This is a genomic window from Cryobacterium ruanii (assembly GCF_004404055.1).
GTDB lineage: Bacteria > Actinomycetota > Actinomycetes > Actinomycetales > Microbacteriaceae > Cryobacterium > Cryobacterium ruanii.
In genome coordinates this window covers 212,018-224,935 of record NZ_SOHK01000017.1, presented here as the reverse complement: position 1 = coordinate 224,935, position 12,918 = coordinate 212,018, and the positions used below count along the sequence as shown (strand labels likewise).

The 12,918-nt window shown below is 64.1% G+C and carries 10 protein-coding genes and 1 pseudogene; 2 read left to right on the top strand and 9 right to left on the bottom strand.

What is annotated here, in order from left to right; translation table 11 throughout:
* Nucleotides 1-33: 33 nt before the first annotated feature.
* The 9 genes and pseudogenes from E3T47_RS12565 to E3T47_RS12520 form a co-directional block, all read right to left on the bottom strand.
* Entirely contained in the window at nt 34-654 is a 621-nt protein-coding gene (locus E3T47_RS12565; protein WP_134556383.1) for a hypothetical protein, read from the bottom strand.
* Between the two features lie 96 nt (nt 655-750).
* On the bottom strand, nt 751-2,106 hold the full coding sequence (gene dnaB / locus E3T47_RS12560) for a replicative DNA helicase (RefSeq protein ID WP_277871834.1): 1,356 nt from the start codon (nt 2,104-2,106) through the stop codon (nt 751-753).
* Nucleotides 2,107-2,633: 527 nt separating this feature from the next.
* A complete protein-coding gene (rplI, locus tag E3T47_RS12555) occupies nt 2,634-3,083 on the bottom strand; it encodes a 50S ribosomal protein L9 (RefSeq protein WP_092110565.1) in 450 nt (149 codons plus the stop codon).
* Between the two features lie 9 nt (nt 3,084-3,092).
* Complete coding sequence (rpsR, locus tag E3T47_RS12550) at nt 3,093-3,356, bottom strand: 30S ribosomal protein S18 (RefSeq protein WP_035835236.1); 264 nt, start codon at nt 3,354-3,356, stop codon at nt 3,093-3,095.
* A gap of 48 nt (nt 3,357-3,404) precedes the next feature.
* The gene (locus E3T47_RS12545) at nt 3,405-3,923 is read right to left on the bottom strand and encodes a single-stranded DNA-binding protein (protein ID WP_134556381.1); all 519 of its coding nucleotides are present in this window, start codon (nt 3,921-3,923) and stop codon (nt 3,405-3,407) included.
* Between the two features lie 264 nt (nt 3,924-4,187).
* Nucleotides 4,188-4,556: pseudogene (gene rpsF / locus E3T47_RS16455) on the bottom strand (30S ribosomal protein S6); the annotation flags it as partial.
* A 161-nt stretch (nt 4,557-4,717) separates the two neighbouring features.
* Nucleotides 4,718-6,064 carry an ABC transporter substrate-binding protein gene (locus tag E3T47_RS12535; protein ID WP_134556379.1) on the bottom strand — a complete coding sequence of 449 codons (1,347 nt, stop codon included), beginning with the start codon at nt 6,062-6,064 and terminating at the stop codon, nt 4,718-4,720.
* A 44-nt stretch (nt 6,065-6,108) separates the two neighbouring features.
* Entirely contained in the window at nt 6,109-6,657 is a 549-nt protein-coding gene (locus tag E3T47_RS12530; RefSeq protein WP_241982243.1) for a carbohydrate ABC transporter permease, read from the bottom strand.
* Between the two features lie 680 nt (nt 6,658-7,337).
* A complete protein-coding gene (locus tag E3T47_RS12520; protein ID WP_134556378.1) occupies nt 7,338-8,768 on the bottom strand; it encodes a CCA tRNA nucleotidyltransferase in 1,431 nt (476 codons plus the stop codon).
* A gap of 79 nt (nt 8,769-8,847) precedes the next feature.
* Here E3T47_RS12520 and E3T47_RS12515 point away from each other — a divergent pair, with 79 nt between their 5' ends.
* Together E3T47_RS12515 and murJ are read left to right on the top strand one after the other, a co-directional pair.
* Nucleotides 8,848-11,157, top strand: coding sequence for a DUF6049 family protein (locus E3T47_RS12515; protein WP_134556377.1), 2,310 nt, complete (start codon nt 8,848-8,850; stop codon nt 11,155-11,157).
* Nucleotides 11,150-12,775, top strand: coding sequence for a murein biosynthesis integral membrane protein MurJ (gene murJ, locus E3T47_RS12510; protein WP_134556376.1), 1,626 nt, complete (start codon nt 11,150-11,152; stop codon nt 12,773-12,775). The genes E3T47_RS12515 and murJ overlap by 8 nt, the downstream gene beginning before the upstream one ends.
* Nucleotides 12,776-12,918 lie beyond the last annotated feature (143 nt).

The window sequence follows — 12,918 nt, the reverse complement described above, 5'->3', positions numbered from 1 at the left end:
GCGCCGGGTTGGGGGTACCAGGAGTCTTAGGGGTCACAGGGAGTCCGAATCATTGGGTGCGGAGTTCGTAGGTGCAGTGTTCGCGGGTGTGTTGCGGCGCTCGCGAGTCCGGTCCCATTTGAGCGAGAGCCCGGCGATGGGCAGGAAAACAACGAGAAAGACCAGGTAGGCGCCGAACAATCCGACCGAGACGACCGGGTTGGGCGGCAGCAGCAGCAACAGCAGGGCGAGAATTGCCGTGCCGATGCCGGTGAACAGCCAGTCCTTCGCGGGCACGGCCCGTTTACGCACGCGTATTCCGGCATAGATTTCGAGGAACCCGGTGACGGCACCCCAGACACTCACCACGAACAGGAAGAACCCGTGGCCACTCGCGTGAAAGCCCAGGGCCAGCGCACCGGCGATCATGCTTGCGATGCCGTGGATGAGGAACAGGGTGCGATCGGTGGTGACGGTCAGGGTGCGCGGGCCGGCCAAAACAAGCAGGAGGCCACTCGCGAGGGCGAATGCGCCGAACACGACCAAGCCCAGCTGGGCGGAGTGATCCCGGTTAAAGGTGATGATCGCGGCGGGTATCACGGCGATCAGGGCGCGACCGACGGCCACGGACCAATACCCGGGTCCGACGTTTGATGGTGCCGGGGCGTTCGCCACGCACAACCTCTTTCGTTGCAAAAATTTGTCAGGCTCAGTCTACGCGGCGACTCGACGGCGCATCTGTGTGCCGACCACATGCATGAATAGTGCGGACTACCCGCCGGCCACCATGTCGGCGAACCGGGAGTAGTGGCCGTGGAAGGCGACGGTGACGGTGCGGGTCGGGCCGTTACGGTGCTTGGCCACGATGAGGTCGGCCTCACCGGCACGAGGGTTGTCTTTCTCATAGGCACTCTCACGGTGCAACAGAATGACCATGTCCGCGTCTTGCTCGAGCGAACCCGATTCACGAAGGTCGGAGATGGCCGGCATCTTGTCGGCGCGCTGCTCTGGCCCACGGTTCAGCTGGGAGAGCGCGATGACCGGAACCTGCAGCTCCTTGGCGAGCAGCTTGAGCGCCCGCGAGAACTCACTGACCTCCTGCTGGCGTGACTCGACCTTCTTACCGCTGGTCATGAGCTGCAGGTAGTCGATGATGACCATTTTCAGCCCGACACGCTGCTTGAGTCGGCGGCACTTGGCGCGGATCTCCACCAGGGTCATGTTCGGGCTGTCGTCGATGTAGAGCGGAGCATCGTTGATTCGCCCGCGCGTGGCGGCGATGGTGGTCCAGTCTCGGGCTTCGACGGTTCCCTTGCGCATGCTCTGCAGGGGAACGGATGCCTCCGCCGCGAGCAGGCGCATCGCAATTTCACTGCGGCCCATTTCGAGCGAGAAGAAGATGCTCGGCATGTTGTGGTGGATCGAGGCCGAACGCGCAAAGTCGAGGGCAAGCGTGGACTTACCCAACGCCGGACGAGCCGCCACGATGATGAGCTGGCCGCCATGAAAGCCGTTTGTGAGCTCATCCAGGTCGGCAAAGCCGGTGGGAACACCGCTCATCTGCCCGTCTTTGAGCTTGGCAGCCTCGATTTCTTCAATGGCCGCCGTCACGGCATCCGTGAGGGGAACGTAGTCTTCCGTCTGGGTACCCCCGGTGACGGAATAGATCTCGGCCTGGGCGGTGTTCACGAGGTCGAGTACCTCACCCTCGGCGGCGTAGCCCATTTGGGCGATGCGCGTACCCGCCTCGACCAGGCGGCGCAGCAGCGCGCGTTCGGCCACGATGGTCGAGTAGAAGCCCGCGTTGGCTGCAGTGGGCACCAGGCTCGTCAGGGTGTGCAGGTAGTCGGCACCGCCGGCCCGGGAAAGTTCACCGACCTTCGTGAGCTCGTCGGTGACCGTGATGACGTCGGTTGGTTCACCCTGGGCGTAGAGCGAGAGAATCGCATCAAAGATGATCTCGTGCTTGGGGATATAGAAATCTCCGCCACGCACGGTTTCGACGACGTCGGCGACGGCGTCTTTGCTGAGCATCATTCCACCGAGGGCGCTCTGCTCGGCCAGGAGATCGTGGGGCAGCGCGCGCTCCGACTTCCAGGCTTCAGCGGGTCGCTCACCTCGGTCGATTCCACCGCGGGCCGCCGAGCCGTACTCGTTTGACGCCGGCTGGTTGGCCAGGCCCAGATGAGCTATCGACACTCGGCACCTCTTTCTCTTTCGCGCTTCTAGATGTACCAGGACCCACCGACACGGGACGTGACGCACCAGCTTGAGCGAGATGCCGGTACTGGAACACCCTAGGGAGCCAGCAGCACCGGTCACAAACCCCCCTGTGGATAACTCTGTGGAGAATCTGCACGAAACGCCGTGAAGATTGTGCAGAACCTGTGCACTCACCTGTGGACAAACATTAATTTTGTATAAATAAAACCGCTTTGACCAGGGATTTTCGTTTTCCACACGGGTGTGAATAAAGTAGTTTCAATCAAACCTTGAAACTTACCGATACGAATGCTCACCTGTGCACAAATGCAGCAAGTCAATGCCCCCAAAGGGGCCCTTAATGCCCCATAGCGGAGGGTTCCTTTCGGAACCCCCCGCTATGGGGCAGAAAAAACGACCGGCCTGAGAATCGGGCCTACCGAGGTGCGATGCTACTTGGCAGCGACGACCACAAGGGTGATCGTGGCGCTGAGCTCGTCGCGAAGACGAACCGTTGCCGTGTGCTCACCGGTCAGCTTGATCGCGGTGAGCTCAATCTTGCGCTTGTCGACCGTGCCGAGACCGGCGGCTGCGACGGCGTTAGCCACATCCGTGGTCTTGACCGAACCGAACAGGCGTCCGCCAGCGCCGGCCTTGACGACCAGGGTGACCTTGGTGTTCTCAAGCTTGACCTTGAGTGCCTCAGCCTCTTCGAAGGTGGCGTGCTCGCGCGCTGCGCGGGCTGCCTTGATCTGCTCGATCTGCTTCTCGCCACCGCGGGTCCACGCAACAGCGAAGCCCTTGGGAACGAGATAGTTACGAGCAAACCCGTTCTTGACGTCTACGACGTCGCCGGGTGCACCGAGGCCGGAGACCTCATGCGTCAGAATCAATTTCGACATTTGGTTTCCTTACCGGCCTGAGCCTGCGTAGGGCAGCAAAGCCATTTCGCGGGCGTTCTTGACGGCACGGGCGATGAGGCGCTGTTCCTGAACGGAAACGCCTGTGATGCGACGGGCGCGGATCTTTCCACGCTCGGAGATGAACTTGCGCAGGGTGGGGACATCTTTGTAATCAATGACACCAACCCGAATCGACTTCGCGGGAGCGGCGTTCTTGCCACCCTTAGCTCCGCGAAGCGGCTTGCGGCGGTCGCCGCTCGACTTTCCAGCCATGATTTCCTTACTTTCTTAAAAAGGTGTTAGCTACGCGCCAGGCGTGGCTTAGAAGGGTGTCTCGTCGCTGAAGTTGCCAGGGCTGTTCCAGACATCTCCGCCGGATGCTGCTGGTGCAGCAGTCTTGGCGGGGGCGCTGGGTGCCCACGGCTCATCGTTGCCCTGGCCACCGGCAGCGGGAGTGCCGCTACGAGGGCCGGACGACTGCGCGCGAGTGAGTGAAGCGGTGGCGTAGCGCAGGGAAGGACCAATTTCGTCGATCTCGAGCTCCATGCTCGTGCGCTTTTCACCTTCCTTCGTCTCATACGAACGCTGCTTGAGACGCCCGGAAGCGATGACACGCGACCCCTTGGTCAATGAACCCGCCACGTGTTCGGCGAATTCACGCCAAACGCTCGCTCGCAGGAACAGCGCGTCGCCATCTTTCCACTCGTTAGCCGCGCGATCGAACGTGCGCGGAGTGGAAGCGATGGTGAAGTTGGCAACCGCCAGCCCGTTCTGCGTGTAACGCAGTTCCGGATCGCTGGTGAGGTTGCCCACCACGGTGATTACGGTCTCGCCAGCCATGGGCTACTTGTCGCTCGCCTTGTCGGCAGCGGGGGCCGGAGCCGGAGTGGCCTTGGCAGCAGCAGGCTTTGCGGCAGCAGCAACCTTCGCGGCCGGAACCGCGGTGGAAGCGGCAGCAACCGGAGCGGAAGCCTCAGCCTTGGCAGCGACCGGAGCAGCAGCAGCCGGAGCCTCGACTGGCTCGGTCGCAGCAACGACGGGCTTCGCAGCAGCGGCAACCTTCGCGGCCGGAGCGGCGGCGGCTGCGGCAGCAGCGTCAGCCTTGGCAGCGATGACCTTTGGGTTGGCAGCCTTGCGGGCGGCCTTCTCTGCGGCCAGCTTGGTGGCGACGACGACCTGGGCGATGCCCTCTTCGGCGCGGAGCACCTTGGTACGCATGACGGCCTCGGACAGGCTCAGCTGACGGTCGAGCTCGACCGTTGCTGAAGCGTTCGCGGTGAAGTCAACGACGGCATAGATGCCTTCGGTCTTCTTGTTGATCTCGTATGCGAGACGACGACGACCCCAGACATCAACCTTGTCAATGGTGCCACCATCGTTGCGAACAACGTTGAGGAACTTGTCAAGGCTGGGAGCTACGGTGCGCTCATCGATCTCGGGATCGAGGATAACCATAAGTTCGTACTGATGCATGACTAACCCACCTCCTTCGGACTAAAACGGCTACAGACTCTCTGTAACAGGAGGGTTGTGCATGTGTCGGACGCGGAGGCCGGGAATCCGGCACGCAGGCAACCTGCCTAGACTACCGGATGCCGAGTCCGTTCGCCAGTCGCTGCGCGCATCGACCTGCCTTAGCGCTGTTCGGTCAGGGTGGCGTTGGCGGCATCCTGGGCGGCGCGCACACCACTGCCTGTCGTCGTACGCCCGAGGAAGACCTGGTCGAGCAGGGGTCGCATGGCGTTCTCGGCAGCCGGCCAGCCGGCTCCACGCGGCGCCGGCGCCGTTCCGGCGGCCAGCACATCGTAGAACGGGCTGATGTCGATCTTTTGGGCGGCCCAATAGGCCGCATATGACGGCTGCGCGGTGAGCACGGCCGGCGAGGCCGCACCCGAAGCCCCAATGAACTCGGATCCCGCTGCGCTTCCGAGCCATTCCAGCACCCGCTGAGTTTCGGCCGGATGCGCAGACGCGGCGTTGCCGGCGGCTGCGATGCCGTCAACACCGCTGATCGCGCCGGCGGGACCACTCGGTAGTTGCACCACACCCCAATCGAAGTTCGCCCCGGCGCTCACATTGGCGAGGTTGTAGACCCCACTCTGGAATAAAGCCATCTTGCCCTGCAGAAACTGTTCACGACTGAAGTCGCCGTTGGTATTCGTATCGGCGGCCGACGGGGCAACCTGCCACTTGTTCATGAGGTCTACGAGGTACTGGAACGAAACGATGCCGGCGTCTGACGCAAAGGCGTATCGGTTGGACTCGTCCTGCAACCGGGCACCATTGGAGGCCAGGTAGTTCAACACCATCGCCTGCAGGTCATAGCCCGCGTTGTAGCCGTACTGGCTAAGGTTTGATCCGTCGAACTCGGCACTGTCAGCCGTGTTGCCGTTGTAGTCCTTGGTGAGTTTCTGCAGTATCGCGATGAGGGTGTCATCCTCGCCGGTGGGATCCCAGGTGAGCGCGGACACGTCAGCGGGAGTCAGGCCGGCGTCACCGAGCAGTTCGGCGTTGTAATACACCGCGATGCCGGGATCGGCGAGCTGGGGTACACCCCAGAGCACGGCGTCGCGGGTGTATTGGGCTGTCACGGCCGCGGACCAGCCGGCCTGGGCATCCGCTGGCAGGGCGGTCGTGATATTGAGCAGCGCTCCCGAGTCGGCGTAGGCGGGGTAGCTGCCGCCGTCGACCCAGAAGACATCGGGCGCGCCGTCGCCGGCCACGTCGGTGCGCAGCTTCTCGAAGTAGTCGTTCCACGGCACGATCTCGACGTCGACCTGAATGTCGGGGTTGTCCTTCTCGAAGGCCGCGAAGGACTTATCGTAGGCGGCGGCGACCGGTTCGTCCCAGAGCCGAACGGTGACGGTGGTGGCCTCGCCGGGCGCATCAGAGTCGGAGAGATTGAGTGCAGCAACGGCCCCGACAATAACGAGCAGCACGGCGGCAGCGCCGGCGGCAATGATGGTTGAACGCTTGGCCATGATGTCCTCTACTGACGATTCGAACTACATCCCAGTGGACCAGCCTACGCAGAACCCGCGATCGTGATCGACCGCACGAAGCTGCGCTGGAACATGAGAAACAACACGAGGAGCGGGACCAGGGCGAGCGTGGTGGCCGCCATGACGACCGTCCAGTTGCCGTTGAACTGGCTCTGCAGACTCGCGGTGGCGACCGTCACGACCCGCCATTCGGTGCCGGTCGTGACCACGAGCGGCCACATGAAGCTGTTCCAGTGGCTCACGATCGTGATGAGCGTCAGGGTGGCGATAATCGGTCGGGACAGCGGCACCACGATCTCGACCAACACGTCGAGAGTGTTCGCCCCGTCGAGCCGGGCGGCATCGATGAGCTCGTGGGGAATCCCCCGAAAATATTCGCGCAGCAGAAAGATCGCGTAGGGGGAGGCGAAAGCGAACGGCAGCACGAGGCTCCAGAACGAGTTGCGCAGCCCGGCCTCGGTCATCATCAGGTACAGCGGCACGGCCGAGATCGAAGGCGTCGTAAGCTTCGTAGTAGATGCGTGCGGCGACGACATCCGTTGATCGCGCGGGGCCGCCCTGAGTGAGCGCATACACCTGGTCTAAAACCTGGAAGGCCGAAATGACCGTGGTGACGAGCACGAAGAACATGGTCGGACGCAGCAGCGTTAGCTTGATGTGCCAGAACATCGTCACCGCGCCGGCACCGTCGATGCGGGCCGCCTCAAGAATCTGCACTGGGATGTTGAGCAGCCCGGCCATGAAGAACAGCGTGACGTAGCCGACGTTGGTCCAGATCACGACGGCGGCCACGGCCGGCAACCCCAGGACGGGGTCACTCAGCCACTCGACGCGCTGGCCGAACAGGGTATTGAGGGCTCCGTCGGTGGGCGCGAGAATCCACTTCCATACGACGCCGAGGGCGAGCGGGGCACAAATCCACGGCAGCACAAAGATGGTGCGAAACCAGGCCGACCCCGGCAAATCCCTGGTGAACAGGGTGGCCGCGCCGAGCCCGATCAGGGTTTGAATCGGCACTACGAGTGCCACGAAGATGAGTGTGACGACCAAGGAGTTACCGAAAACACCGTCACTGAGAACGGATCGGTAGTTGTCGAAGCCAACGAAGGTGATCGGGCCGATCAGGTCCCAGCTCTGAAAGCTGAGCCAGAGCACGACCAGCACTGGAAGCAGGAGAAAGCAGACCAAGCCGAAGAAGCTGGGGGCGAGAAGAGCAAAGCCGGTGATCGCACTGCGTCGGCGCAAGCTGCCCTTACTGGACACGCTCCGCCCACCACCGCACCAACCGGTGGGTGGCTTCTTCTTCGCCGAGGGGGCCGTCGTCGAGTCGCTGCTCGAGCAGGTAACGGTAAGCCTCGCCAACCTCGCGGCCCGGTTTCACTCCAAGCACGGCCATGATCTGTTCGCCGTTGAGGTCGGGGCGCACGGCACCGAGCTCTTCCTGCTCATTCAGCGCGGCAATGCGCTGTTCGAGGTCGTCGTAGGCGAAGCCGAGCCGGTCTGCCTTACGCCGATTGCGCGTCGTGACGTCGGCGCGGGTCAGTATGTGCAGCCGTTCCAGTTGGTCCCCGGCGTCGCGCACGTACCGACGCACCGCCGAGTCGGTCCAGGCGCCCTCGGTGTAGCCGAAGAACCGCAAGTGCAGCTCGATCAGTCGGGCGACGGCATTGATGGTGTCATTGTCGAAGCGCAGTGCGCGCAGTCGTTTCTTCGCGAGCTTGGCCCCGACCACGTCGTGGTGGTAGAAGCTCACGACGCCGCCTGCTTCGAGCTTGCGCGTGGCCGGCTTGCCGATGTCGTGCAGCAGTGCGGCCAGACGCACGATCAGGTCGGGTGCCTCGAGGTTGCCGCGAGATGTCTCGTAACCAATGGCCTGTTCCAACACGGTGAGGGTGTGCTGGTAGACGTCTTTGTGGTGGTGGTGCTCGTCGATCTCCAATCGCAGGCCAGGAATCTCAGGAAGCACGATCTCGGCCAGGCCCGATTCCATCAGTACCTCGATACCCGCGCGCGGGTCCTTCGAGACCAACAGTTTCGACAGTTCATCACCGATGCGTTCGGCCGAGACGATACGGATGCTGTCCCGCATCTTCTCCATGGCCAATGCGGTGTCCAGATCCAGCGTGAAACCGAGCTGGCCGGTGAACCGGGCTGCGCGCAGCATCCGCAGCGGGTCGTCTCCGAAGGACACCTCCGGAGTGCTCGGCGTGCGGAGGCGCTGGGCCAGCAGGTCGTCGACGCCGCCAGACGGATCGACCAGCGTGAGCTGGGGCAGGCGCAGGGCCATCGCGTTGACGGTGAAGTCCCGGCGCAGCAGATCGGGCGTAAGGCTCGTGCCGAACACGACGTCGGGCTTGCGGGTCGTGCCGTCGTAGCTGTCGGCGCGATAGGTGGTGATCTCCACGGTCTCGCCGGTCAGGCTGGCGCCGATCGTTCCGTAAGCGCGGCCGATATCCCACTGCGCTTCGGAGAGTGGTTTCACGAGCGCGAGAATCTGATCCGGAGTCGCATCCGTGGTGAAATCCAAGTCGTGGAGCGGACGATTCAGGAACGCATCGCGCACCGGGCCGCCGACCAGGGCCAGCTCGTGGCCGGCCGCCGCAAATGCGTTCGCCAGACGGGACACCGTGGGGGTGGCAGCCAGGTCGCCCAGTCGTGCGAGGGCTGCCGCGACGCTCTGCATATGCCCCATATTAGTTGCCATCGGGGGCGCGCAGTCGCGGTGCAGGCGGCTCTAGGCTGGCACGCCGTAGAATCCCCTTATGGTGGCCGAGTCAGATTCCGCGCATCGGCCCGCGCTCCCGGCTGCCGTGTGCACCATCGTGCGCCCGGCTCGGCGCACCCGAAGTCGTCGACGGTTGCGTCCGCTGACGGCGTTCCTGGTCGGGTTCCTGACCTTGGCGTCGCTGGTTTCGGCACCGGCACAGTCCCTCACGCCGGCCAGCGCGCACACCGCGAACGGCACCGCCCGGAGCGCCACCGCGACCCCGGCCGACACGGTCGGCGTCACTGTTTCGCCGCGCGAGTCACCGGAGCTGTCGCCCGGCCAGGACCTGCTCCTAACGGTGACCGTGCACAACAACACCGGCTTGGCCCTTCCGATCGGCCGGGTCGATGTCTACCTGGCGCAGCTCGCACTCACCACCCGCGCAGCGCTTGACACCTGGCTGCGACCCGACGCGGACGCGAATTCCGGTGACCAGCTGGTGAGCGTGCCGACGACGGAAATCATTCCGGCTGGCGCCAGTACCAACCTCAGCGTCACGGTTCCGGCGGATTCCGTCGGGTTGACCGCTCAGAATTCGTGGGGAGCCAGGGGAATTGCCGCAATTCTCAGCGCGAACGACGTCGTTCAAGCCGAGGGCCGCGGCACTTTCGTCTGGTCGCAGGGCAGCGCGATCACTCCGGTCGCCCTCTCCTCCATTTTACCGATCACGACCCCGGAAAGCGCCACCGGCCTCATCACCGCCAAGGCGCTCGAGTCCTACACGAGCTCGGTCGGCCTACTCTCCCGCCAACTGGCTGCCGCGATCGAGGCCCCCACGGCAACGATCGCGATCGATCCGCAGATCATCGCGTCCATCCGGGTGCTCGGCACCGCGGCTCCCACGTCGGCACTGGTCTGGCTCGACCGCCTGGCGGGAGCGGGCAATGACATCTTCCCGCTCAGTTATGCGGATGCCGACATCGCGTTGCAAGCACAGGCTGGCGCCGGTGCGCTACTCACCCCTACCTCTTTCGACCCGGCCATCGATGAGACCCTGTTCGTGGTGCCCTCGGCGACACCGGTTCCGGACACGACCTCCGATCCGACCGACGTGCCCGCTGTGACGTCGCGCACCACGGTTGACATCACTCCGTCTCCCACGCCAGCGGTGGAACCGGGCCAGACGGTCATTCCCAGCACGAGCGACCTGCTGGCCTGGAACTACACGAGCACCGCGATCGGCTGGCCGGCTGCCGGACAGGTCGCGCGCACTGATCTCGACGTATTTGCCGCGAGCGGCCTGACCACCACCATCCTCTCGAGCGGCAACGTCGAGCAGTCAGACGTCTTCACGCCGAATACCGCCGTTACCCTCCCGACCGGGCTCGGGCTGGTCAGCGACACCGCACTGTCTGCCGCAGTCCGTGCGGCCGCCGAAGCCACGACCGAGGACGAGTGGCTGGTCAATGTCGCCGAGGCGGCCTCGCTGCTGGCGATCGTGTCCGCCGAGAACCCGGATTCGGCGCGCACCCTGCTGGTCACGTTTGACCGCAGCAGTCCGACGAGTGCGACCAGGATCGGCCAAACGCTCGCGGCCCTCGACGGGGCCCCCTGGTCGAACGCGGCCTCCCTGCAAGCAGCTTTGGCTGCCCCCCCGGCAACCACGGTGAGCTTTCAGGACGAAGCGATCGACAGCAATCGGGTCACGCTCGCCCGATCGCTGCTGAAACGCGAGGGTGCCATCGCAGAGTTCGCAACGATCCTGGCCGATCCACTGGCCATAACCGCCCCCGCGCGACTCGACCTGCTGGCCCTGCTAGACACGACTTGGACATCACAGACGACAACCTGGGAAGACCAGGTTTTGACCAGCCTCGCCGCCTCCTTCGACCTGATGCACGCCGTGACCGTCACCACCCGCGGGCCCATCATCGTGGTGGGGAGCAAGGTCGACCTGCGCATCACGCTCAACAACGCCCTCGACCAGGCCGTCACCGTGCGCACCGTGATCGTGCCGTCCAACGGCCGCCTCGTCGTCGGTGAGACCCTCGACACCATTATTCAACCCAACTCCGCTCAGGCCGTCTCGGTTCCGCTCAGCGCCGCCGTCGGCAACGGCGACGTTGTCTTGCGCGTCACCCTGTTCACCCTGAACGGCACCCCGCTCGGCCAGCCGGCCCCCATCGAGGTCAGCGTGCGCGCCGACTGGGAAGGAGTGGGCGCGAGCATCTTCGCGATCCTCGTCATCGGATTCTTCGGGTTCGGGATCTGGCGCAATATCGTGCGCCGACGCCGGGAACGCGCCGGCGAGGCATCCGCTGCTGCCAATAAAACGGCGTTGCCGGAGGCGGAACCCGATGTCTGACACCGTTAACGGCAACGGCGGAATCGGCCGAGCCAGCGCGTTCCTGGCCTCCGGCACGATCGTGTCGCGCGTTCTCGGCTTCGTGAAGCTCATCGTGCTGGCGAGCATCATCGGGCAGTACAACGACAGTGCCGACGCATTCGCCCTCGCCAACCAGTTGCCCAACACCGTCTACGTCATCGTCGCCGGCGGCATTCTCACGGCCGTCCTGGTGCCGCAGATCGTGCGGGCCAGTGCCCACCTCGACGGCGGCACCGCCTACATAAACAAGCTCCTCACCCTGGCCCTGTCGATTCTGGCTGGGACGACGATCATCGGCACGCTGTTGGCGCCAGCCATCACCGGGTTCATCGGCATCAACCTGCCGGCCGACCAAAAAGACCTGGCGATCGCTTTCGCCTACTGGTGCCTGCCACAGATGTTTTTCTACGGCCTATACACCCTGCTCGGCGAGGTGCTCAACGCCCGCCGCATGTTCGGACCGTTCACCTGGGTGCCGGTGCTCAACAATGTCGTCGCGATCGTGGGCCTGCTCATTTTCGGCGCCGTGTTCGGGGCAGACGCTACCGGCGAGCGGGCGGCGAGCGAATTCACCCCGGCCATGGTCGCGCTGCTGGCCGGCAGCGCGACCCTCGGCGTCATCGTGCAGGCCGTGGTGCTGTTCTACTTCTGGAAGCGAATCGGCCTGCGCTTTCGCCCCGACTTTCACTTTCGCGGCGTCGGCCTCGGGGCCGCCGGCAAGATGGCTACCTGGACCTTCGGAATGCTCGTTCTGACGACCATCGCCGGGATCGTCGAGACGCAGGTTGTCTCCCTCGCCACCGGTGAAGCCTCCATCGCGGTGCTCGCAACCGCATGGCTGATCTTCATGCTGCCCCACTCGGTCATCACCGTCTCGGTCGCCACCGCGTATTTCACCCGCATGAGTGAGCACGCGGCAGTCGAAAAATTCGACCTGGTAAAAACGGATGCCTCCTCCGCCATCCGAGGTACCACCCTGATCATCGTGCTCGCCACGGCGGTAATCGCCATCTGCGCCTACCCGTTCGCCGCCGTGTTCGTGGCACCGTTCGATCAAATTCAGGGCATCGGCAATGTCATCATCGCCTTCATCCTCGGGCTGATCGCCTTCTGCATCCTGTTCGTGCTGCAACGCACCTTCTATGCCCTCGGGGATACCCGCACGCCGTTCTTCTTCACCCTGTTCCAGGTCGTGCTCATCGTGCTGGGCGTGCTCGGTTGTGCCCTGCTGCCCGTGCAGTGGATTGCCGTCGGCATCGCCCTGGTCATCACGGTCTCGGGTGTATTGCAATGCGTTCTGGCAGCCTTGCTGCTCCGTCGTCGCCTCGGGGGCATCGATGGCCGCCGCATCGTGCGCAGCCTCGTGAAGTACCTCACCGCGGTAATCATTCCGATCGGCCTGGGTCTGACCCTGTTGTTGCTTCTGGGAGGAACCGTCGAGGGTGGTTTTGCCGTCCAGTCCCGCCTGACCGCCATTGCCTCGATGCTCATCATCGGCGTCGTCATGTCGGCGGCCTACTTCGGACTGCTCCTCGTGATGCGCAGCGGCGAGCTCACAGCCTTCCTGGCGCCCCTGCAGCGGCGCCTAGGCCGCTAGCTCAACCCGAGGCCTGCCGTGCGACTGAGAGCTCCGTGGCCCTGCCGGCGGGGGCGGCCGTAGCTGGGTGCCGGCTGCACAAGCTGGGAGGGCCCGGAATAGCATCCGATTAGGATGTGTTGTATCGAAACGTGAGCCGGGAT